Below are 22,310 nucleotides of genomic sequence, written 5' to 3' on the forward strand. Positions count from 1 at the left end.
GTAAGAGAGGAATGTACACATGAACAGACAAGAATTAATAACAGAAGCTTTAAAAGCGCGTGATATGGCATATGTGCCGTATTCCAAGTTCCAAGTAGGAGCCGCTCTTCTTACCAAGGATGGAAAAGTGTACAGAGGCTGCAACATTGAGAACGCGGCATACAGCATGTGCAATTGCGCCGAGCGTACCGCTTTATTTAAAGCTGTTTCTGAAGGGGATACAGAGTTTCAGATGCTGGCCGTTGCGGCTGACACCCCTGGACCGGTATCTCCGTGCGGAGCCTGCCGCCAGGTGATTTCTGAGCTTTGCACAAAGGACGTTGTTGTCGTACTGACTAATTTACAAGGACAAATAAAAGAAATGACTGTGGAAGAATTACTGCCAGGCGCATTTTCATCGGAGGATTTACATGACGAACGAAAGCTTTAAATCAGGATTTGTATCCATTATTGGAAGACCAAACGTAGGAAAATCTACATTTTTGAACAGAGTCATAGGGCAAAAAATCGCCATCATGAGCGATAAGCCCCAAACGACGAGAAACAAGGTGCAAGGGGTATTAACGACAGGCACATCACAAACCATTTTTATTGACACACCTGGGATTCATAAACCTAAGCATAAGCTTGGGGACTTTATGATGAAAGTGGCGCAAAATACATTAAAAGAAGTCGATTTGATCTTGTTTATGATCAATGCCGAGGAAGGCTACGGGAAAGGCGACGAATTCATCATTGAGAAATTGCAGAAGATGTCTACGCCTGTATTTTTAATCGTAAACAAAATTGATAAAATTCATCCCGACCAATTGCTTTTGCTAATTGACGAATACCGCGGACGTTATCCTTTTAAGGAAATTGTTCCGATTTCTGCTCTAGAAGGAAATAACATCGAAACATTGCTCGCTCAGATTGAAGCGTATTTGCCGGAAGGGCCGCAATTCTATCCGAGTGATCAGGTCACCGACCACCCGGAGCGATTTATCATTTCTGAATTAATCAGGGAAAAGGTGCTGCATTTGACGAGAGAAGAGATCCCGCACAGCATTGCGGTGGCCATCGAATCCATCAAAGGGCAGGACAACGGTTCTGTGCACGTAGCGGCAACGATTGTGGTCGAGCGGGATTCCCAGAAAGGCATCGTGATTGGTAAAAAAGGAAGCCTTCTGAAAGAGGTCGGAAAAAGAGCGAGGGCGGATATTGAAGCACTGTTAGGCTCCCGTGTCTACCTTGAATTGTGGGTGAAAGTGCAGAAAGACTGGCGCAATAAAATGTCCCAGCTTCGCGATTTTGGCTTTAAAGAGGACGAATATTAATCTCTTGCTGTGTGTCATTATCTCACAGGAACAGGGATACATTAGCAAATTTTGTTTAACATGAAATGGAGGACATCTGGTCAAGATAAAGGTAAGAATTTGGAGTTTAGGTAAGCTAGTTTAACTACAGAAAGGTGGGTTTCTTGTGTTGAATTTTACCTGGAACGTATTTTCTCAAACAGGAAATGTTGATACGTATCTTCTTTTTAAAGAACTGGAAAAAGAGAACATGGAAAGACCCGAAGAACTAGAAGATGAGCTAGCCCGATTTGATTATCCAATTTTATAAACCTCTTGGCCGCTCCTGCTTTAGGAAGGTGCGGAAATGCTGACAAAATGTGAAGGGATCGTTCTTCGCACAAATGATTACGGAGAGACGAATAAAATCGTAACATTACTGACAAGAGAACACGGAAAAATAGGTGTTATGGCACGAGGCGCCAAAAAACCGAACAGCCGTTTATCAGCAGTCAGCCAGCCCTTTTTGTATGGTTCATTTTTAATGCAAAAAACATCAGGCCTCGGAACGCTTCAGCAGGGGGAAATGATCCTCAGCATGAGAGGCATCAGGGAAGACTTGTTTTTAACAGCTTATGCCGCATATATTGCTGAATTAGTCGACAGAGGCACAGAGGAAAAAAAGCCAAATCCTTATTTATTTGAATTCATATTAGAATCACTAAAACAGCTGAATGAAGGAACAGATCCGGATGTTATCACCTTCATTGTTCAAATGAAGATGCTCAGTGTCATGGGGCTGTATCCTGAGCTGAATCATTGTGTACATTGTAAAAGCCAAGACGGGACCTTTCATTTTTCTGTCCGTGATAATGGTTTTATATGCCATCGCTGTTTTGAAAAAGATCCTTACAGGATTCCGATTAAACCGCAAACAGCAAGGCTGTTGAGACTCTTTTATTACTTCGATCTGTCGAGGCTGGGCAATGTGTCCTTAAAAGAGGAAACAAAAGCTGAATTAAAGCAAGTGATTGATTTGTATTACGAAGAATATTCAGGGTTATATTTAAAATCAAAGCGCTTTTTAGATCAAATGGAAAGCATGAAACACCTTATGGGTGAAAACAAAAGTTGACATCTGGTCCATCTTTTTATATGATCATTTATTATAAAATATGTTGCAGTGAGAGAAAGAAGTACTTGCGTTTACCTCATGAAAGCGACCTTAGGGCGGTGTAAGCTAAGGATGAGCACGCAACGAAAGGCATTCTTGAGCAATTTTAAAAAAGAGGCTGGGATTTTTTTCTCAGCAACTAGGGTGGAACCGCGGGAGAACTCTCGTCCCTATGTTTGCGGCAGGCAAGCATAGAGACGGGAGTTTTTTGGTTGCTGCCGCAGTCATTTTATGAAAGAAAAGTGGAGGTGCTTGAAATGAATATTCAAGACATGATTCTTACCTTGCAAAAGCATTGGTCCAGTCAGGGCTGTGTGCTTATGCAGGCTTACGATGTAGAAAAAGGAGCCGGCACGATGAGCCCGTATACATTTTTGCGCAGCATCGGCCCTGAGCCGTGGAAAGTGGCTTATGTAGAGCCTTCAAGACGCCCTGCAGACGGCCGATACGGGGAGAATCCAAACAGATTGTATCAGCATCATCAGTTCCAGGTCATTATCAAACCTTCTCCTGACAACATTCAAGAGCTGTATTTAGATTCCTTGCGGGCTCTTGGAATTGATCCGCTTGAGCACGATATTCGCTTTGTTGAAGACAACTGGGAGAATCCGTCTTTAGGCTGTGCGGGTCTTGGCTGGGAAGTATGGCTTGACGGAATGGAAATTACACAATTTACGTATTTCCAGCAGGTCGGAGGACTTGAGTGTAAACCGGTTTCAGTAGAAATTACGTACGGAATCGAGCGTCTCGCGTCTTATATTCAGGATAAAGAAAATGTTTTCGATTTGGAATGGACGACAGGGTTTACAGTAAAAGATTTATTCATGATGGCTGAATATGAGCATTCTGTTTATACATTTGAAACGTCAGACGTCGATATGCTGTTCCAACTGTTCAGCACATATGAAAAAGAAGCGATCAAGCAAATGGATAACGGACTTGTTCATCCAGCATATGACTATGTGCTGAAATGCTCGCACACCTTCAATCTGCTTGACGCCAAAGGTGCGATCTCTGTTACCGAGCGGACGGGCTATATCGCAAGAGTGCGGAATTTAGCTAGAAAAGTAGCAAAAACCTATTATGAGGAACGAGAAAAACTAGGGTTCCCAATGCTTAAAGGGGAGGGTTCTTCTCATGAGTAAACAGGATTTACTTTTAGAGATCGGATTAGAGGAAATGCCGGCGCGCTTTTTGAATGAAAGTATGGTTCAGCTTGGCGAGAAGCTGACAGGCTGGCTTAAAGAAAAAAATATTACTCACGGTGAAGTGAAGCTCTTCAATACACCGAGACGCCTTGCTGTGTTCGTTAAGGATGTCGCAGAAAAACAGGATGATATAAAAGAAGAAGCAAAAGGGCCTGCGAAAAAAATTGCCCTTGATGCGGACGGGAACTGGACAAAAGCGGCAATCGGCTTTTCAAAAGGCCAAGGCGCGAATGTGGAAGACCTGTACATCAAAGAAGTAAAAGGCACAGAGTATGTATTCGTGCAAAAATTCCAAGCCGGCCAAGAAACGAAGTCGCTTCTGCCAGAACTGAGCAGTTTAATTACAAGCTTGCATTTCCCGAAAAATATGCGCTGGGGAAATGAAGATTTGCGTTATATCCGACCGATCAAATGGATTGTCGCTTTATTTGGACAGGATGTCATTCCATTTTCGATCACAAACGTTGAATCTGGACGAACAACACAGGGGCACCGTTTTCTCGGACATGAAGTGTCGATTGAATCACCTTCAGCTTATGAAGAGCAGCTGAAAGAACAGCATGTTATTGCTGATCCTAGCGTCCGAAAGCAAATGATTCAATCTCAGCTGGAAGCAATGGCTGCTGAAAACAATTGGAGCATTCCAGTTGACGAAGACCTTCTTGATGAAGTGAATCATTTAGTAGAATACCCGACAGCACTCTACGGTTCATTTGAATCTGAGTTTCTGTCAATTCCTGAGGAAGTGCTTGTCACGACAATGAAAGAGCATCAGCGCTACTTCCCTGTCAAAGACAAAAACGGTAACCTGCTGCCTCACTTTATCACAGTCCGAAACGGCAACAGCCACGCGATTGAAAATGTGGCTCGAGGCAATGAAAAAGTGCTGCGCGCACGTTTATCTGATGCTTCATTCTTCTACAAGGAAGATCAGAAACTGAACATTGATGCAAACGTGAAGAAGCTTGAAAACATTGTGTTCCATGAAGAGCTTGGTTCTCTTGCTGATAAGGTTAGAAGAGTCACAACAATCGCAGAGAAGCTTGCAGTTCGTCTTCAGGCTGATGGAGATACGTTAAAACATGTGAAGCGGGCTGCTGAAATTTCTAAATTCGACCTTGTTACGCATATGATATATGAATTCCCTGAACTTCAAGGAATTATGGGCGAAAAGTATGCGAGAATGCTTGGCGAAGATGAAGCTGTGGCTGCGGCAGTCAATGAACATTATATGCCTAGATCAGCAGGCGGAGAAACGCCTTCTACTTTCACCGGAGCTGTTGTAGCAATGGCGGATAAGCTTGACACAATTGCTTCATTCTTCTCAATCGGCATTATTCCGACCGGTTCTCAGGACCCTTACGGACTGCGCCGCCAGGCAAGCGGTATTGTTGCGATTCTTCTTGACCGCAACTGGGGAATTTCATTTGAAGAGCTGCTTACTTTCGTAAAAACCGATAAAGAAAATGAATTGCTGGATTTCTTCACTCAGCGCCTGAAATATGTCTTGAATGCTGAACAAATCAGACATGATGTCATTGACGCCGTGCTGGAAAGCTCTGAGCTTGAGCCATACTCAGCGCTGCATAAAGCGCAAGTACTGGAACAAAAGCTTGGTGCACCTGGCTTTAAGGAAACAGCTGAAGCGTTAGGCCGAGTGATCTCTATCAGCAAAAAAGGAGTCCGCGGAGACATTCAGCCTGATCTGTTTGAAAATGAATACGAAGCAAAGCTGTTTGATGCCTACCAAACAGCGAAGCGAAATCTGCAGGAAAACTTCAGCAAAAAAGATTATGAGGCGGCGCTTGCTTCACTTGCAGCCTTAAAAGAACCGATCGATGCTTACTTCGATCATACAATGGTTATTGCGGATAATGAGGCATTAAAGGCAAATCGTTTAGCGCAAATGGTAAGCTTGGCGGATGAGATCAAGTCCTTTGCGAATATGAATGCCCTTATTGTAAAATAAAGAGAGAAAAGGCGGTTGCTGTGTGATCGGTAATCGTCTTTTCCCCATTTATAAGTTTATTGTTTGATTACAAGATATTTACGCTATAATATGAATTATTATTTCTTTACATAGCTATGAAGTGAAAAGGTGGTGAGTACGATCGAACTAAATAAACGGCAAGAACATATTTTGCAGATTGTAAAAGAAAACGGGCCGATTACAGGGGAGCATATTGCAGAAAAGCTGAACCTAACCAGGGCGACATTACGTCCGGATTTAGCCATACTCACCATGTCAGGATTCCTCGAGGCGCGCCCGAGAGTCGGTTATTTCTATACGGGAAAAACCGGCACACAGCTTTTAGCGGATAAACTCAAAAAGCTTCAGGTGAAAGACTTTCAATCTATCCCCGTAGTGATTCACGAAAACGTTTCTGTGTACGATGCGATTTGCACCATGTTTTTAGAAGATGTAGGTACTCTGTTTGTGGTGGACCGCGATGCTGTTTTAGTCGGGGTGCTTTCACGAAAGGACTTGCTCAGAGCGAGCATTGGCCAGCAGGAGCTTACATCGGTCCCTGTTCACATCATCATGACAAGGATGCCGAACATTACGGTGTGCAGACGTGAGGATTATGTAATGGACATTGCAAAGCACTTAATAGAAAAACAAATTGATGCGCTGCCTGTCATCAAAGATACCGATAAAGGCTTTGAAGTGATCGGCAGAGTGACAAAAACAAATATGACAAAAATACTTGTCAGTTTATCTGAAAATGAAATCCTATAAGATTGCAAACTAACGGGGGGATAATATGAATAACCGCATCATCTATGTTGTATCGGATTCCGTCGGTGAAACGGCTGAATTGGTAGTAAAAGCAGCACTCAGCCAATTTAACGGATCGGCGGATGATACACATGTAAGAAGAATTCCTTATGTTGAAGATATAGGCACTATCAATGAAGTGATTTCACTTGCAAAGGCAGACGGCGGCATTATCTGTTTTACACTCGTGGTGCCGGAAATCAGAGAATATTTGATAGCCGAAGCGGAAAAAGCAAATGTTTTATATTATGATATTATCGGCCCGTTAATTGATAAAATGGAAACGGCCTACGGTTTAACAGCGAAATACGAACCGGGGCGGGTCCGCCAGCTTGATGAAGATTATTTCAAAAAAGTGGAGGCCATCGAGTTTGCAGTTAAATACGATGATGGACGTGACCCAAGAGGGATTCTAAAAGCTGATATCGTTTTGATCGGCGTCTCAAGAACGTCTAAAACACCGCTGTCTCAATATCTCGCACACAAGCGCCTGAAGGTTGCCAATGTTCCGATTGTACCTGAGGTTGATCCACCGGAAGAACTTTTTAACGTTGATCCGAAAAAATGCATCGGCTTAAAGATTAGCCCTGATAAACTGAATCATATCAGAAAAGAACGCTTAAAATCACTCGGGCTTAATGACAAAGCAATTTATGCAAATATCAACCGAATCAAAGAGGAACTTGAGTATTTCGAAAAGATTGTGGATCGAATCGGTTGCCAGGTTGTTGATGTTTCAAATAAAGCGGTTGAAGAAACAGCGAATATTATCCATCATCTCAAAACAAAAAACTTATAACTCAGGACGCTCTATCCTGGGTTTTTGGCTATGCCAAAAGGGAATAATGAAAAACAATAGCATCTTTGTGAAGTTTGTATTATAATAAAAAATTGTGATAAAATGATTAATTTTAGGTTTAAGGATCGTGTGATACGAATAAACTATTATGGGTAAGATGTCAAGAATTTCTCCCGGAAATTTTTCGACAAATTCATATACATCCGCAATAATAAAGGATGTGCGATTTTGCTTGCTTTTATGCAGGAGTTTAATGGAGGGATGGAGAATTACTCTTCTTAATGAACAAGAAAAGACGATTTTTGTCGATGCTGATGCTTGTCCGGTAAAAGATGAAATTTTACAAACAGCATCTGAGTATGAAGTTCAAGTTCTTTTTGTCGCTTCATTTGAACATTATCAGCTTTCCAGAAGCAATGAAGAAAAATGGAAGTATGTTGATCCTCATAAAGAAGCTGCTGATTTATATATCGCAAATCACGTAAAACCGGGAGATATTGTTGTGACGCAGGACATCGGATTAGCATCTCTGCTGTTGAACAGAAATGTCTCTGTTATGTCGGAAAGAGGTCGTCTTTACAAAGAAGACACGATTGATTTTGCTCTTGAGAGCCGTCATTTTTCCGGCAAACAAAGGAGAAAAGGCGTATACGCCAAAGGGCCTAAAAAATTGAATAAAGAAGATCGAGAACGATTTATTACACTGCTGCAAAAAATCCTGTCGAACGATGAAGGGATTTTGCACTAAAGCATCGAATAATGTACGACGGAGTGTTATAAGATGGGAAATCGGATACCAGATGAAATTGTGGATCAGGTGCAAAAGTCGGCAGATATCGTTGAAGTCATAGGTGATTATGTTCAATTAAAAAAGCAAGGCCGAAACTACTTTGGACTCTGTCCTTTTCATGGAGAAAGCACACCTTCGTTTTCCGTATCGCCCGACAAACAGATTTTTCATTGCTTTGGCTGCGGAGCGGGCGGCAATGTTTTCTCTTTTTTAAGGCAGATGGAAGGCTATTCATTTGCTGAGTCGGTTTCTCACCTTGCTGACAAATACCAAATTGATTTTCCAGATGATATAACAGTCCATTCCGAAGCCCGGCCAGAGTCTTCTGGGGATCAAAAAATGGCTGAGGCACATGAGCTCCTGAAGAAATTTTACCATCATTTGTTAATAAATACAAAAGAAGGTCAAGAGGCACTGGATTATCTGCTTTCCAGGGGCTTTACGAAAGAGCTGATTGATGAATTTCAGATTGGCTATGCTCTTGATTCTTGGGATTTTATCACGAAATTCCTTGTGAAGAGGGGATTTAGTGAGGCGCAAATGGAAAAAGCGGGTCTTCTGATCAGACGCGAAGACGGAAGCGGATATTTCGACCGCTTCAGAAACCGTGTCATGTTTCCGATCCATGATCATCACGGGGCCGTTGTTGCTTTCTCAGGCAGGGCTCTTGGCAGCCAGCAGCCTAAGTATATGAACAGTCCTGAAACCCCGCTTTTTCATAAAAGTAAACTGCTTTACAATTTCTATAAGGCCCGTCTTCATATCAGAAAGCAGGAAAGAGCAGTCTTATTTGAAGGGTTTGCCGATGTCATATCGGCTGTAAGCTCGGGTGTAAAAGAAAGCATAGCCACGATGGGAACGTCTCTTACAGATGATCATGTCAAGATCCTGAGAAGAAACGTCGAAGAAATCATTCTTTGCTATGACTCTGATAAAGCCGGTTATGAAGCCACCTTAAAAGCTTCGGAGCTTCTGCAAAAAAAAGGGTGCAAAGTCAGAGTTGCAATGATTCCTGACGGATTGGACCCTGATGATTACATCAAAAAATTCGGCGGGGAAAAATTTAAAAACGACATTATTGACGCCAGTGTCACCGTAATGGCATTTAAAATGCAATATTTCCGAAAAGGAAAGAACCTGTCCGATGAAGGCGATCGCCTGGCTTACATTAAAGACGTACTGAAAGAAATCAGCACGCTTTCAGGGTCTCTAGAGCAGGAAGTCTATGTAAAACAGCTTGCTTCAGAGTTTTCGCTTTCACAGGAGTCTTTAACTGAGCAGCTGTCTGTTTTCAGCAAGCAAAACAAACCTGCTGACAATGGCGGTGAAACAAAAACACGGCGAGCGCATCTGACGACAAAAGCAAGGCAAAAACGTTTGCGCCCGGCGTATGAAAATGCAGAAAGGCTGTTACTCGCTCACATGCTTCGAGATCGGAGCGTCATCAAAAAAGTGATTGACCGGGTAGGGTTTCAATTTAATATTGATGAGCACCGAGCATTAGCCGCTTATCTTTATGCTTTTTATGAAGAGGGAGCCGAGCTGACACCTCAGCATCTGATGGCCAGGGTGACAGATGATCATATAAGCCAGCTCTTGTCTGATATATTAATGCTTCAGGTTAATCAAGAGCTTAGCGAAGCTGAGTTATCAGATTATGTAAAAAAAGTGTTGAATCAAAGAAATTGGTCAATGATAAAAGAAAAAGAGGCGGAAAGAGCCGAAGCCGAAAGGCAAAAAGATTTTTTAAGAGCTGCTTCTCTGGCTCAAGAAATCGTTACATTGAACCGATCTTTAAAATAACTGGAAAACTGATGAGGAGCATTTATTGGCAATGATTCCTTGCGGAGGAGCAAATAGATCGCTTAACCTCATCATGAATTGTCATTTCATTATTCGCACATTTGTTAAAGGCAGTTCATATAGAAAACGCCTGAATGGACCGAATAAGAATCATACCGCTTATAGAATTCGTTGCAAGCTTTGGAAGGAGGGATCCATAATGGCTGATAAACAAACCCACGAGACAGAATTAACATTCGACCAAGTAAAAGAGCAATTAACAGAGTCTGGTAAAAAACGTGGCGTTTTGACATATGAAGAAATCGCTGAGCGTATGTCCAGCTTTGAAATTGAATCAGACCAAATGGATGAGTATTATGAATTTTTAGGTGAACAAGGTGTTGAATTAATTAGTGAGAATGAAGAAACAGAAGATCCTAATATTCAGCAGCTTGCCAAAGCCGAAGAAGAATTTGACCTTAATGACCTTAGTGTACCGCCTGGCGTTAAAATCAATGACCCAGTTCGTATGTATTTAAAAGAAATCGGTCGGGTTAACCTTCTATCTGCAAAAGAAGAAATCGCCTACGCTCAAAAGATTGAAGAAGGTGACGAAGAATCTAAACGCAGATTGGCTGAAGCGAACCTGCGGCTTGTTGTCAGTATCGCAAAACGGTATGTCGGGCGCGGTATGCTGTTCCTCGACCTGATCCAAGAAGGAAACATGGGTCTGATGAAAGCCGTTGAAAAATTTGATTATCGCAAAGGTTATAAATTCAGTACGTATGCTACGTGGTGGATCAGACAGGCGATTACACGCGCTATTGCCGATCAGGCGAGAACGATCCGGATTCCCGTTCATATGGTGGAAACCATTAATAAATTAATCCGTGTGCAGCGTCAATTGCTTCAAGACTTAGGCAGAGAACCAACACCTGAAGAAATTGCGGAAGATATGGATTTAACGCCTGAAAAAGTACGCGAAATCTTAAAGATTGCACAAGAGCCGGTATCACTGGAAACACCGATCGGTGAAGAGGATGACTCACACCTTGGTGATTTTATTGAAGACCAAGAAGCAACTTCACCTTCAGATCACGCAGCATACGAGCTGTTGAAAGAGCAGCTGGAAGATGTACTTGATACGTTAACTGATCGTGAAGAAAATGTATTGCGTCTTCGATTCGGTCTTGATGATGGCCGTACAAGAACATTAGAAGAGGTCGGCAAAGTATTTGGAGTAACGAGAGAGCGTATTCGACAAATCGAAGCCAAAGCGTTGCGGAAACTAAGACATCCTAGCAGAAGTAAACGTTTGAAAGATTTCCTCGAATAAGATGGAACGGGTCTTGCAGATCCGTTCTTCTTTTTTAAAAAAGATATATGGATAATATGTCTTTATTTTACTGAAAAATGATGTCATTTGCAAATCAACATTGTGGTGAAAAATTTCAAAATCTAATTCCATATTTTCTATTGTAAGCGTATACAATACATTATACAATAGAATAAAAAGGATATTAGAGAAATAGGCATGTTTCTATTCAATTTTGTATAAAGTGTGAATAAAAAACTTTTGTATAGCAATCCATTTACTTTTTGTAAAAATAAGTTAGAATTAGAAGTGTTTACATAGGGAGAAGGATCAAAAAGGGGGAAGGGAAATGAAATGGAACCCGCTTATTCCATTTTTACTGATCGCTGTTTTAGGAATTGGTCTAACTTTCTTTTTATCAGTAAAAGGACTTGATGACTCTCGGGAGATTGCAAGCGGAGGAGAAAGCAAATCTGCTGAAAAGGAAGAGGCAAACGCTTCACCAGAGGATATTTATAAGGCAAACTGCATTGCATGCCACGGTGAAAATTATGAAGGTGTTTCGGGTCCAAGCTTAAAAGGTGTAGGAAATAAGAAAGATGTAGCTGAAATTAAAACAAAGATCGAAAAAGGCGGTAATGGAATGCCTTCCGGTCTTGTTCCGGCAGATAAGCTGGATGATATGGCAGAGTGGGTGTCAAAAATTAAATAAAAGAACTATATTTCTCTTTATACATTCACAGGCCGCCGAGATGTTCTCGACAGCCTTTTATTTTTGACTGCCGCGTGTAGACCCGCATCAAAAGAAATAAACTGAAAATCATTCGCTCAGCTTGGATTCCGGGCTGATTTTTTATATGATAGTAAAGGAAAAAATGATTGAGAAAAGTTGTGATGACAAGTGAATGAATTAAAATTATCTAAACGATTGCAAACAGTAGCGGAATACATACCGAATGGAGCGGTGATGGCCGATATCGGGTCTGACCACGCATACCTTCCTTGTTATGCGGTGCTGAATCATAAAGCGAGCGGAGCGATTGCCGGAGAAATAACAGACGGCCCGTTTTTGTCTGCAAAGCGGCAGGTTGAAAAATCAGGTTTACACTCGCGTATTTCTGTAAGACAGGGAGACGGACTGGAAGTGATTAAAAAAGGTGAAGCTGATGCCATTACGATTGCCGGAATGGGCGGGGCTTTGATCGCTCACATTTTAGAAGCGGGTAAAGACAAATTAACGGGGAAGGAACGCCTTATTTTACAACCGAATATTCATGCTGTTCATATCAGGGAGTGGCTTTATAAAGAAGGGTATGCGCTGATAGATGAAGTGATCCTTGAAGAGGACGGAAAATGCTATGAGGTGCTGGTTGCCGAAGCGGGAGACAGAGATGCGGCTTATGCCGATATTTCTTTATCAGCCGGAATGCTCGTCGGTCCTTTTTTGGCAAAAGAAAAAAATGCTGTCTTTTTGAAAAAGTGGGCACAAGAGCTTCAGCACACTCAAAACATTTATGAACAGATTAGACAAGCTGCAGGCACAGAGCAAAATAAACAAAAATTAAAGGAGCTCTCCGATCGAATGGAGCTATTAAAGGAGGTAATCGATCATGGCTAAAAGCGTAAATGGACAGCAGATCATCCAGCTGTTTGAACAATTTTCCCCGAAAGCCTATGCGGTCGAAGGAGATAAAATCGGCCTGCAAATTGGCACCTTAAACAAACCGATTAAAAATGTGATGGTTACACTTGATGTGTTGGAGAGCGTTGTCGATGAAGCGATTGAAAAAGAGATTGACTTGATTATTGCACATCATCCTCCTATTTTTCGGCCGCTAAAGCATATTTCAACAGATCAGCCTGCCGGAAGGTTAATTGAAAAGTGTTTGAAGCATGATATTGCTGTTTATGCAGCTCATACAAATTTAGACGTTGCGGACGGCGGCGTGAATGATTTGCTTGCTGAAGCACTAGAACTGCGTGAGACGGAAGTGCTGACGCCTACCTATACGGATCCTCTGAAAAAGCTGGCCGTATACGTGCCGAAGGAATATGAAGAGCAGGTCAGAGCGGCGCTTGGGAATGCTGGCGCTGGCCATATCGGCGAATACAGTCATTGTGCGTTTTCGTCTGAAGGGATCGGCAGCTTCAAGCCATTGGACGGAGCCAAGCCTTTTATCGGTGAAGTAGGAGAGCTTGAGCTTGTTCATGAAGTAAGGCTTGAGACTGTATTTCCTAAAAGCATCGAAAAAGCTGTTATCAATGCAATGATAAAAAGCCATCCATACGAAGAAGTCGCTTACGACATCTATCCTGTTGAACAGTCTCCCGCCGAAAAAGGGCTCGGCCGTGTCGGAACCCTTAAAAATGAGATGACGCTCAAGGAATTTGCCTTATATGTGAAAGACAAGCTTGATGTCAATGGTGTCAGAATGGTGGGAGATGCTGACAGTATGGTGAAAAAGGTAGCTGTTCTTGGCGGAGATGGAAATAAGTATATTCATCATGCAAAACGAAAGGGCGCCGATGTTTACGTTACAGGAGATTTATACTTCCATGTGGCCCATGATGCGATGATGCTTGGCCTGAATGTGGTTGATCCGGGCCATTACGCGGAAAAAATCATGAAAGAAGGCGTCACGAGAAAACTGACATCAATGTGTAATGATAAAAAATATGACGTGAATATCTTTGTTTCGGAAACAGATACAAATCCATTTACATTTCTATAAAAAAACTGAGGCTTTTACAGCCTCAGTTTTTTGCTTTTACTTTTGGAAGTATTTTTTTGAGCGGTACATTGTGATCAGTTGTCCAAGTTGATGGATCTTCGTGATCGTACTGCTCCAAAAAGCGAATGACTTCTTTTGTGATCGGCGTAGGTGTTGAAGCTCCCGCTGTAACTGCAACGGTATTAACGCCTTTCAGCCATTCAAGTTTTAATTCGCTTAAGTCGCCGATCCGGTATGCTTTTGTGCCGGCTATTTCCTCTGACACTTGAGCAAGCCGATTTGAATTGTTGCTTTTCGGGTCTCCGACAACGATTGTTAAGTCCGCTTTTTTCGCCTGCTCTGATACAGCTTCCTGCCGTACTTGAGTAGCAAGGCAAATCTCTTGGTGATATTCGACATGAGGATATTTCTCTTTGACAAGCTCCATAATGTCGTGAACATCCCATTGAGACATTGTTGTTTGATTCGTCACGATTAACTTATCTGCTTGGATATCAAGGTTTTTTACATCTTCTTCTGTTTCAACTAAGTGAACGATTTCCGGCGCTACGCCAACGGCTCCTTCAGGCTCAGGATGCCCTTTTTTGCCGATATAGATCACGTGATATCCTTTTTCTTTCATCTCTAAGATTAGATTATGAGTTTTCGTCACATCCGGACATGTAGCATCAATTGCGACTAACCCTTTTTCTTCTGCGATTCTTCTGACTTCGGGAGAAACACCGTGCGCAGTGAAAATGACAGTTCCTTTGTCAACCTGCTTTAGAATGTCCAGACGGTTAGTGCCGTCCAATGTAAAGATCCCTTCCTCTTCAAACGCATCAGTGACGTGTTTATTATGAACAATCATCCCGAGTATATAGATGGGTCTTGGCAAACTTTTATCTAGTGACGCATTTTTGGCAATGACCATAGCATCAACAACGCCATAGCAATAGCCGCGCGGCGAAATTTTAATTACGTCCATTTTCGGTTGTCCTCCAATACTGAAGTGAGTAAAGGCAATATAAAAAGCCGTAATCAAACGGCTCTATTCTTGCATTCTTCTGATCTCATTATAGCCAATCTCACTTCAGATATCAAAGAATGTTAAATATATAATCTCGGTTTTGAACTGCCTGATGTTCTTTTCGGAGCAGGAGAGGCAGCTTCTTTTTTCTTCGGATCAGATGTTTTTGATTCTTGCTCTTTATTGTCATGTGTTTTTGATTTCTTAGGTAGAGAAGAACTTTTTGGTTTTGATTTTTTGTTCCCGTCTGAGGTTTTTGTTTCAGCCTCTTTCTCTTTTTCTGATGATTCTTCTGAATCCGATTGTTTTTTACTTTCCTCATCGCTCTCTGTATCATCACTTTTACTTAATTGGCTATACAGCTTCATCATTGCTGGCAAATTGCGGACTAATGGGCCGTACTGCTGGATCATAGGGGTGACTTGCTGCGCCATGCCGAGTACTTTTTGCACATTTCCAAGCATACTGGATAAAGATGCAGGATTGGCGATATTTTGAATACCTTGCAGACCTGTACCTCCGCTCGCTGCTGCACCTGCTCCAGGAACGCCGGCGCCGCCAGCGCCTCCTCCGCCGGGTAGGAACCTTGACAGCATCCCTTTTAAGCCTCCGCCCGCACCATTTCTCGCTCCGGCATTTGCCTGAGGAAGAAATTGTCCCGCTTGCTGAAAACCCTGCTGCTGTGCTCCAAATGAAGGCCCTCGCATATTAGGCGGTCTTCTGCCTATCATTCGCTGATTTGGCATGGGGCGGGGCGGTCCGGGCTGTGGATAATTTCTCATTGGCTGCTGCGGTGAAAACATACTTGTACCTCCTTTCAGCTCTCTCTGCTATTAGAATATGCAGGGGGTGCGGTATTTGCTTTACATAACTGAATAAAACAAACGCCTTGCAAACGTGGTGTTTTTAAGGAAAATCGGGTATAATGTGATGATGGACACATAATGTGCCGCTTTAAGGAGCTGGGAAAAATGAAAGAAACGAAATTTGAACTTTATGAATTGAAACCGTTTATTATAGATGCAGTACACCGCCTTGGTTTTTACGAACCGACTGATATCCAGAAAAGGCTGATTCCTGCAGTGCTAAAAAAAGAAAGCGTCATCGGCCAGTCTCAGACGGGAACTGGAAAAACTCACGCTTATTTACTGCCTTTATTAAACAAAATCGATCCTGCTAAGGATGTCGCTCAGGTTGTCATTACGGCTCCGACAAGAGAGCTTGCCAATCAGATTTATCAGGAAGCGATTAAAATCACGCAGGGTGAAGAAGGAAGTCAGATTCGCTCGAAATGTTTTATCGGAGGCACCGACAAACAAAAATCAATTGATAAATTGAAAATACAGCCGCATCTTGTTGTCGGTACCCCCGGACGGATTGCTGATTTAATCAAAGAACAGGCGTTAAGTGTTCATAAAGCGGAATCTCTTGTTATTGATGAAGCGGATTTAATGCTGGACATGGGATTCCTTGCAGATGTAGATTACATCGGTTCCCGTATGCCTGAGGATCTGCAAATGCTTGTGTTCTCAGCGACCATACCGGAAAAGCTGAAACCATTTTTGAAGAAATACATGGAAAATCCAAAATATGCCCATGTGGAGCCAAAACAGGTGACTGCTGCGAAAATTGAGCATATCCTTATCCCTTCGAAACATCGTGACAAGGACAAACTCCTTTTTGACATCATGTCTCATCTGAATCCATACCTGGGGATTGTGTTTGCCAACACGAAAAACACGGCTGACCATATTGCCCAGTATCTGACTGGCAAAGGCATGAAAATCGGCTTGCTGCACGGCGGATTAACACCACGTGAACGGAAAAAAGTCATGAAGCAGATCAATGATTTGGAATTCACTTATGTCATTGCAACTGACCTTGCCGCAAGAGGTATTGATATTAAAGGTGTCAGCCATGTTATCAACTATGAACTGCCGGATGATCTCGATTTCTACGTTCACCGTGTGGGCAGAACGGCTCGTGCCGGCTCATCAGGACAAGCGATGACCATTTATGAGCTTTCTGATGAGGATGCATTAGTAAAACTTGAGAAAATGGGCATCGAATTTGATTACTTAGAGCTTGAAAAAGGCGAATGGAAAAAAGGCGATGACCGTCAGCGCCGTAAAAAGCGTAAAAAAACGCAGAATGAAGCGGATGAAATTGCTCATCGTCTCGTGAAAAAGCCGAAGAAGGTTAAGCCTGGATATAAAAAGAAAATGAGCTATGAGATGGAGAAAATCAAGAAAAAACAGAGAAGAAACCAATCTAAGAAAAGAAAGTAGGGGAACCTGTTGTTGAGAATAGGCTCACACGTCTCTATGAGCGGGAAACATATGCTTCTGGCAGCAAGCCAGGAAGCAGTCTCTTATGGGGCGAACACGTTTATGATCTATACAGGCGCACCGCAAAATACGCGCCGAAAGAAAATTGAAGACTTAAATATAGAAGCAGGTCGGGCACATATGCAAGAAAACGGCATTGATGAGATTATCGTTCACGCGCCTTATATTATTAATATTGGCAACACGACAAATCCGTCCACTTTTGAGCTGGGTGTTGATTTTCTTCGTTCAGAAATTGAACGGACAGCGGCCATCGGAGCGAAGCAAATTGTCCTTCATCCTGGCGCTCACGTAGGGGCAGGAGCTGAAGCCGGCATCAAAAAAATTATTGAAGGCTTAAATGAAGTGATTGATCCGAATCAAAATGTCCAGATTGCATTAGAAACAATGGCTGGAAAAGGATCGGAATGCGGCAGAAGCTTTGAGGAGCTTGCACAGATTATCGAAGGCGTTACACACAATGAGCAGCTGTCAGTGTGTTTTGACACGTGCCATACACATGATGCCGGGTACAACATTGTCGAAGACTTTGACGGAGTGCTGAATGAGTTCGATAAAATCATTGGCATTGACCGTATTAAAGTGCTTCATATCAATGACAGCAAAAATGTCAAAGGTGCCAGAAAAGACCGCCATGAAAATATTGGCTTTGGTGAAATAGGTTTTGACGCACTGCAATATATTGTTCACCATGAGCAGTTAAAAGACATTCCAAAAATTCTTGAAACACCATATGTCGGTGAAGATAAAAAGAACAAAAAACCGCCATACCGTTTTGAGATTGAAATGCTGAAAGAAAAACAATTTGATAATACATTGCTTGAGATAATTTTACAGCAATGAAAAATGGGGGATAACACCCCCATTTTTTAGCTTGTAAATTGTTTGAATAGTTCATTAACGGTTTGAGCTGTTTCTTTCGATGTAATCGTTTCTACTTGTTTTAACAGCCGCATCCGTTCACTCTCATTAAAGATGTTTACATTTTTCCCGTTTAACAGGTTCGCTACTTCAACAGCCTGCGATCTTGTTAAGCTGATTCCGTATTGTTTTGAGTACTTCAGCAAATCGTCAGCAGTAGCCTGATTAAGCCGCTGTAAAATAATTCTTTGAAATAAAATCATCGGTCATTCCACCTCCAGACTTAATGTATGGGCAAATCAGTAAAATGTGTCAGTGTTTAATGGTAAAATAGATTTATAATGTATTTAAAATAGTTATTGCAGGAAAGGAGATTTTATGACCCCAACAAAACAACATAAGAAAGAAACATTTACCCATTTTATTTTCAGGGTCTTTATGATTCTGGTAGGAGCTGCATCTGCGGCTGTAAGTATTGAATTATTTTTAATCCCCAATAATTTTATTGATGGCGGGATTATCGGTGTATCACTTATTTTAGACCACCTCTTTATGTCAAACCCCTTTCTGAATTTCGCTTTTTTCGTTGTCATATTAAATATTCCTTTTATGATCTTCGGATATAAATATATCGGTAAGACCTTTCTAGTCTCTACGTTTATAGGGATTGTTGGGCTTGCCGTTATTGAATCCTCACTTCACCATGTAGAAGCCATTACAACCCAGCCTATTTTGGCTACTGTGTTCGGAGGTCTTTTACTCGGCTTTGGCGTCGGGCTTGTTATTCGAAACGGAGGTTCAATGGATGGCACTGAAATCCTCGGTATTTTGCTGACCAAAAAACTCCCGTTTTCAGTAGGTGAGTTTGTTATGTTCATCAATGTGTTCATTTTCATTTGGGCAGTTTTTGTGTTCGGTCCTGAGCAAGCGATGTACTCATTCATGACTTATTATATTGCGATGAAAACGATTGATGCTGTGATCCAAGGGCTTGATGAAACAAAAGCTGTCATTATTGTTTCTGAGCAGTATGATGAGATTTCCGACGCGATTTTGCACCGTCTCGGTCGGGGCACAACGAAGCTGAAGGGGAAAGGCGGATATACGGACGAAGAAAAAGACGTAATTTACGCGGTTGTCACAAGGCTGGAAGTGACAAAGCTCAAATCGATCGTGTTTGAAGTTGATCAAAATGCATTCATCACAATTATGAATACTCATGAAACGAGAGGCGGAAAATTCAAAAACGCAATCCACTAGGCTTTCATTTACTTTTATTCATTTTATGGGTATAATTTATCTGCGGTAAAGAAAATGGCTTGCTGGACAGACAGCTGCCATTTTCTTTTTCATACATGGGATACGTTCTTAAGCAAAGCAAAAAGGGGGACCCTTCATGAACGTACAAGAAGCGCTGAACCTACTAAAAGAAAACGGCTATAAATATACAAACAAACGGGAGGATATGCTGCAGCTTTTTGCTGATTCAGACAGATATCTTACCGCTAAAAACGTACTGTCTGCATTGAATGATGATTATCCAGGCTTAAGCTTTGATACAATCTACAGAAACCTTTCTTTATATGAAGAACTTGGGATTTTGGAAACAACTGAGCTGTCTGGTGAAAAGCTCTTCCGATTTAAGTGTTCATTCACTCATCACCACCATCATTTTATTTGTCTTGCCTGCGGCAAAACAAAGGAAATTGAATCATGTCCGATGGACAAGCTTTGTGATGATTTGGATGGCTATCAGGTCAGCGGGCATAAATTTGAGATTTACGGCACATGCCCTGATTGTACAGCGGAAAACCAAGAAAACACTACTGCGTAAATGCGTATATATGAAAAAGGGGCCCGGTTTGGGCTCCTTTTTTAGTTATTGACACGTATTAAGTGGTGCTTGTTGTTGTTCATCCATTGGACGGCTTCCAGCCAGTTGTTCACTCTGATGATGCTTGAATCAATCGGAAGCTGATTATAAGGGGAATTAAACAATATCACCGGTATCCCGGCTTCCTTCGCAATCATCATGGCGTTTCCATGATGATCCTCAAAAAACAGGTCGATGTTATGGTTTTTGACCGCTTCAACTTTGTGATGACCGCCAACGAGTTCGATGTGGTCATAATGAATGTTTTGTCTGTCAAACCATTCATAGGTAACATCAGTTAAATGAGTCCGTCTCGCTGTAATATAAATAAGCTTGTGCTCCTCTTTGAGGAGGTCAAGTGACTGTTTCGCATGCTGTGCAAGCAATGCTTCCTTATATATGATTGCTTCATTTTGATTCATCCAATCCCAAAATTCTTCCTGAGTAATGTTTAACAGCTTTGTTAAATCATAATCCGTCATATCGTTTAATGAAATGGAAAGATTAAACGAACGGTTCAAATAAGGGACGAATGTATCCTGAGCCGTAATTGTGCCGTCAATATCTATTCCTAAGCGTAACATGCCCACACTCCTTCAGTTTCATCCTTTCAAGTGTAACATAAACAATTGACATTAACAGAAAAGTTTAGCAAACATGAATCAGGCAAAATGGATCAAACTATAAAAGCTCCTTTAATAAAACAGAAGGGGGAATTGAAGGTGGCATACGATTACGAAAAGCGTGATAACAACAGTTACTATGTTGATCATGGATCTGAAGGAACAAATATTACCCGCGACAATGACGGTTTTTTTGAGGAAACAGCTGCTGAAATTGCAGAGCCTTATCGTGCTGCTGACCGCAGCAATGACCAAGATAACGATCGCAGCGGCGGCAATGTCAATGAAGGACGGGGAATAGGATATATCGCTTTAGCCTTGTCCATTATTTCATTGTTTGTATTGCCTGTTTTATTGGGAGCTGCCGGTATTATTGTCGGCTATATCGCAAGAAGAAGAGGTGCTCAAGGCCTGGGTGCTTGGGCAATGGGTATCGGTGTCGTTTCATTAGTGCTTGGAATATTTATTATTCCATTTTTCTAACACAAAAAAGCTTGACGGGTTCCCGTCAAGCTTTTTGTGTCTCTTCTTTTAATTTTGCTTTTTCAGCTTCAAGCTTTGCATAGTGTTCCTCAGCAAGAATGTCAATTTCTTTTTTGAGTTCCTCAACCATCGTTTCCTCGGGAACCTTACGGACAATTTTTCCTTTCCGGAACAGCAGTCCTTCACCGCGTGCGCCGGCGATTCCGATATCAGCTTCTCTCGCTTCACCGGGTCCGTTTACAGCGCAGCCAAGAACAGCCACTTTAATCGGCGCTTTTATCTTAGAAATATACTCTTCCACTTCATTGGCAATACTGATCAGGTCAATCTCAATACGGCCGCAAGTCGGACATGAGATGAGCGTGGCAGCATTGGAGGCTAAACCGAAAGATTTCAGAAGCTCCCTTGCTACTTTTACCTCTTCTACAGGGTCTGCGCTTAATGAAATGCGCATGGTGTTTCCGATGCCTTTGCTTAAAATGGCGCCGAGTCCTGCTGCGCTTTTTACTGTGCCGGCAAACAGTGTTCCTGACTCGGTGATCCCGAGGTGCAGCGGGTAGTCAAACGCTTTTGCCGCTTTTTCATAAGCCTCGATCGCAAGGTTCACATCAGATGCCTTCATGCTGACGATAATATCGTGAAAATCAAGATCTTCAAGAATTTTAATGTGATGAAGTGCGCTTTCTACCATTCCGTCGGCAGTCGGGTAACCGTATTTTTCTAAAATCCGTTTTTCCAGTGAACCTGCGTTTACTCCGATTCTGATCGGAATGCCCTTGTCTTTGGCCGCTTTAACAACCGCTTCCACTTTTTCGCGACGGCCGATGTTTCCGGGATTGATTCGGATTTTATCTGCGCCGCCTTCAATGGCCTTCAACGCAAGTTTATAATCGAAATGTATGTCGACAACGAGAGGAATGGAAATGCGCTTTTTAATATCCGCAATGGCGTTTGCCGCCCGTTCATCCGGACATGCTACCCGAACGATTTGGCATCCGGCTTCAGCCAAACGGTTAATTTCCGCAACCGTTGCTTCTACATCATGTGTTTTTGTTGTTGTCATGCTTTGGATGACAACTTCATTGTTGCCGCCTATTGTTAAAGGTCCCACTTTGACGGGACGCGTTTTTGTACGATGTGTGATTTCACTCACTTGCAATCGCTCCTTAATTGTAGTTGCCGCTTCTAGATATAACAATTCTAGTATGGTTTATGTGAATTTATTTTACAAATTACATTGTAACAGTGTCTTCGCCGAAC

24 protein-coding genes and 1 other annotated feature are annotated in these 22,310 nt (G+C 42.1%); of the genes, 19 read left to right on the top strand and 5 right to left on the bottom strand.

Features of this window, described 5'->3' with window-relative positions; all coding sequences use genetic code 11:
* Positions 1–19 precede the first annotated feature (19 nt).
* From BLL41_RS15580 to BLL41_RS15650, 14 genes are all read left to right on the top strand, one after another.
* Positions 20–430 (top strand): cytidine deaminase, encoded by a 411-nt coding sequence (locus BLL41_RS15580; RefSeq protein WP_071578550.1) that lies wholly within the window; start codon positions 20–22, stop codon positions 428–430.
* The gene (era, locus tag BLL41_RS15585) at positions 411–1,316 is read left to right on the top strand and encodes a GTPase Era (RefSeq protein WP_003226207.1); all 906 of its coding nucleotides are present in this window, start codon (positions 411–413) and stop codon (positions 1,314–1,316) included. Before BLL41_RS15580 ends, era begins: the two co-directional genes overlap by 20 nt.
* Before the next feature lie 145 nt (positions 1,317–1,461).
* Positions 1,462–1,605, top strand: a complete 144-nt coding sequence (locus tag BLL41_RS15590; RefSeq protein ID WP_003230053.1) for a YqzL family protein — start codon at positions 1,462–1,464, stop codon at positions 1,603–1,605.
* A gap of 36 nt (positions 1,606–1,641) precedes the next feature.
* Entirely contained in the window at positions 1,642–2,409 is a 768-nt protein-coding gene (gene recO, locus BLL41_RS15595) for a DNA repair protein RecO (protein WP_071578551.1), read from the top strand.
* Positions 2,410–2,448: 39 nt separating this feature from the next.
* Positions 2,449–2,623 (top strand) — a binding site (T-box leader).
* Positions 2,624–2,705: 82 nt separating this feature from the next.
* Positions 2,706–3,593 (top strand): glycine--tRNA ligase subunit alpha, encoded by an 888-nt coding sequence (gene glyQ, locus BLL41_RS15600; protein ID WP_040083765.1) that lies wholly within the window; start codon positions 2,706–2,708, stop codon positions 3,591–3,593.
* Positions 3,586–5,625 carry a glycine--tRNA ligase subunit beta gene (glyS, locus tag BLL41_RS15605; protein ID WP_071578552.1) on the top strand — a complete coding sequence of 680 codons (2,040 nt, stop codon included), beginning with the start codon at positions 3,586–3,588 and terminating at the stop codon, positions 5,623–5,625. The genes glyQ and glyS overlap by 8 nt, the downstream gene beginning before the upstream one ends.
* A 132-nt stretch (positions 5,626–5,757) precedes the next feature.
* Positions 5,758–6,396, top strand: a complete 639-nt coding sequence (ccpN, locus tag BLL41_RS15610) for a transcriptional regulator CcpN (protein ID WP_003237058.1) — start codon at positions 5,758–5,760, stop codon at positions 6,394–6,396.
* A 25-nt stretch (positions 6,397–6,421) separates the two neighbouring features.
* Complete coding sequence (locus BLL41_RS15615; protein ID WP_014664641.1) at positions 6,422–7,234, top strand: pyruvate, water dikinase regulatory protein; 813 nt, start codon at positions 6,422–6,424, stop codon at positions 7,232–7,234.
* 253 nt (positions 7,235–7,487) lie between these two features.
* A complete protein-coding gene (locus BLL41_RS15620) occupies positions 7,488–7,982 on the top strand; it encodes a YaiI/YqxD family protein (RefSeq protein WP_071578553.1) in 495 nt (164 codons plus the stop codon).
* 33 nt (positions 7,983–8,015) lie between these two features.
* The gene (dnaG, locus tag BLL41_RS15625; protein ID WP_071578554.1) at positions 8,016–9,827 is read left to right on the top strand and encodes a DNA primase; all 1,812 of its coding nucleotides are present in this window, start codon (positions 8,016–8,018) and stop codon (positions 9,825–9,827) included.
* A gap of 199 nt (positions 9,828–10,026) precedes the next feature.
* Complete coding sequence (gene rpoD, locus BLL41_RS15630) at positions 10,027–11,142, top strand: RNA polymerase sigma factor RpoD (protein ID WP_003226225.1); 1,116 nt, start codon at positions 10,027–10,029, stop codon at positions 11,140–11,142.
* Between the two features lie 328 nt (positions 11,143–11,470).
* A complete protein-coding gene (gene cccA / locus BLL41_RS15640; protein ID WP_071578556.1) occupies positions 11,471–11,833 on the top strand; it encodes a cytochrome c550 in 363 nt (120 codons plus the stop codon).
* Between the two features lie 255 nt (positions 11,834–12,088).
* Entirely contained in the window at positions 12,089–12,739 is a 651-nt protein-coding gene (gene trmK / locus BLL41_RS15645) for a tRNA (adenine(22)-N(1))-methyltransferase TrmK (RefSeq protein WP_256252457.1), read from the top strand.
* Positions 12,732–13,853, top strand: a complete 1,122-nt coding sequence (locus BLL41_RS15650; RefSeq protein ID WP_071578557.1) for a Nif3-like dinuclear metal center hexameric protein — start codon at positions 12,732–12,734, stop codon at positions 13,851–13,853. Before trmK ends, BLL41_RS15650 begins: the two co-directional genes overlap by 8 nt.
* A gap of 22 nt (positions 13,854–13,875) precedes the next feature.
* Here the strand turns inward: BLL41_RS15650 and BLL41_RS15655 are convergent, their stop codons facing one another.
* Together BLL41_RS15655 and BLL41_RS15660 are read right to left on the bottom strand one after the other, a co-directional pair.
* Complete coding sequence (locus tag BLL41_RS15655; protein WP_071578558.1) at positions 13,876–14,820, bottom strand: 4-hydroxy-3-methylbut-2-enyl diphosphate reductase; 945 nt, start codon at positions 14,818–14,820, stop codon at positions 13,876–13,878.
* Positions 14,821–14,942: 122 nt separating this feature from the next.
* Positions 14,943–15,665 carry a YqfQ family protein gene (locus BLL41_RS15660; protein ID WP_071578559.1) on the bottom strand — a complete coding sequence of 241 codons (723 nt, stop codon included), beginning with the start codon at positions 15,663–15,665 and terminating at the stop codon, positions 14,943–14,945.
* Positions 15,666–15,833: 168 nt separating this feature from the next.
* Between BLL41_RS15660 and cshB the strand changes: the two genes are divergently transcribed.
* Together cshB and BLL41_RS15670 are read left to right on the top strand one after the other, a co-directional pair.
* Positions 15,834–17,150 (top strand): DEAD-box ATP-dependent RNA helicase CshB, encoded by a 1,317-nt coding sequence (gene cshB, locus BLL41_RS15665; protein WP_071578560.1) that lies wholly within the window; start codon positions 15,834–15,836, stop codon positions 17,148–17,150.
* 9 nt (positions 17,151–17,159) lie between these two features.
* A complete protein-coding gene (locus BLL41_RS15670) occupies positions 17,160–18,053 on the top strand; it encodes a deoxyribonuclease IV (RefSeq protein WP_071578561.1) in 894 nt (297 codons plus the stop codon).
* Positions 18,054–18,079: 26 nt separating this feature from the next.
* Here the strand turns inward: BLL41_RS15670 and BLL41_RS15675 are convergent, their stop codons facing one another.
* Positions 18,080–18,334, bottom strand: coding sequence for a DUF2624 domain-containing protein (locus BLL41_RS15675; RefSeq protein WP_014664631.1), 255 nt, complete (start codon positions 18,332–18,334; stop codon positions 18,080–18,082).
* A gap of 115 nt (positions 18,335–18,449) precedes the next feature.
* On the opposite strand from BLL41_RS15675, the gene BLL41_RS15680 reads away from it, so the two are divergent.
* Together BLL41_RS15680 and zur are read left to right on the top strand one after the other, a co-directional pair.
* Positions 18,450–19,331: a YitT family protein gene (locus BLL41_RS15680; RefSeq protein WP_071578562.1), complete on the top strand. Its 882-nt coding sequence runs from the start codon at positions 18,450–18,452 to the stop codon at positions 19,329–19,331.
* 136 nt (positions 19,332–19,467) lie between these two features.
* Positions 19,468–19,905 (top strand): zinc uptake transcriptional repressor Zur, encoded by a 438-nt coding sequence (gene zur / locus BLL41_RS15685; RefSeq protein WP_004398578.1) that lies wholly within the window; start codon positions 19,468–19,470, stop codon positions 19,903–19,905.
* 41 nt (positions 19,906–19,946) lie between these two features.
* Here zur and BLL41_RS15690 read toward each other — a convergent pair whose 3' ends face one another.
* Complete coding sequence (locus tag BLL41_RS15690; RefSeq protein ID WP_014664629.1) at positions 19,947–20,528, bottom strand: nucleotidase; 582 nt, start codon at positions 20,526–20,528, stop codon at positions 19,947–19,949.
* A 132-nt stretch (positions 20,529–20,660) separates the two neighbouring features.
* Between BLL41_RS15690 and BLL41_RS15695 the strand changes: the two genes are divergently transcribed.
* Positions 20,661–21,050 (top strand): DUF308 domain-containing protein, encoded by a 390-nt coding sequence (locus BLL41_RS15695; protein ID WP_083428053.1) that lies wholly within the window; start codon positions 20,661–20,663, stop codon positions 21,048–21,050.
* A gap of 25 nt (positions 21,051–21,075) precedes the next feature.
* Here the strand turns inward: BLL41_RS15695 and ispG are convergent, their stop codons facing one another.
* A complete protein-coding gene (gene ispG / locus BLL41_RS15700; RefSeq protein WP_010886567.1) occupies positions 21,076–22,209 on the bottom strand; it encodes a flavodoxin-dependent (E)-4-hydroxy-3-methylbut-2-enyl-diphosphate synthase in 1,134 nt (377 codons plus the stop codon).
* Positions 22,210–22,310: the final 101 nt, after the last annotated feature.

Source organism: Bacillus sp. FMQ74, from assembly GCF_001875785.1.
GTDB lineage: Bacteria > Bacillota > Bacilli > Bacillales > Bacillaceae > Bacillus > Bacillus stercoris.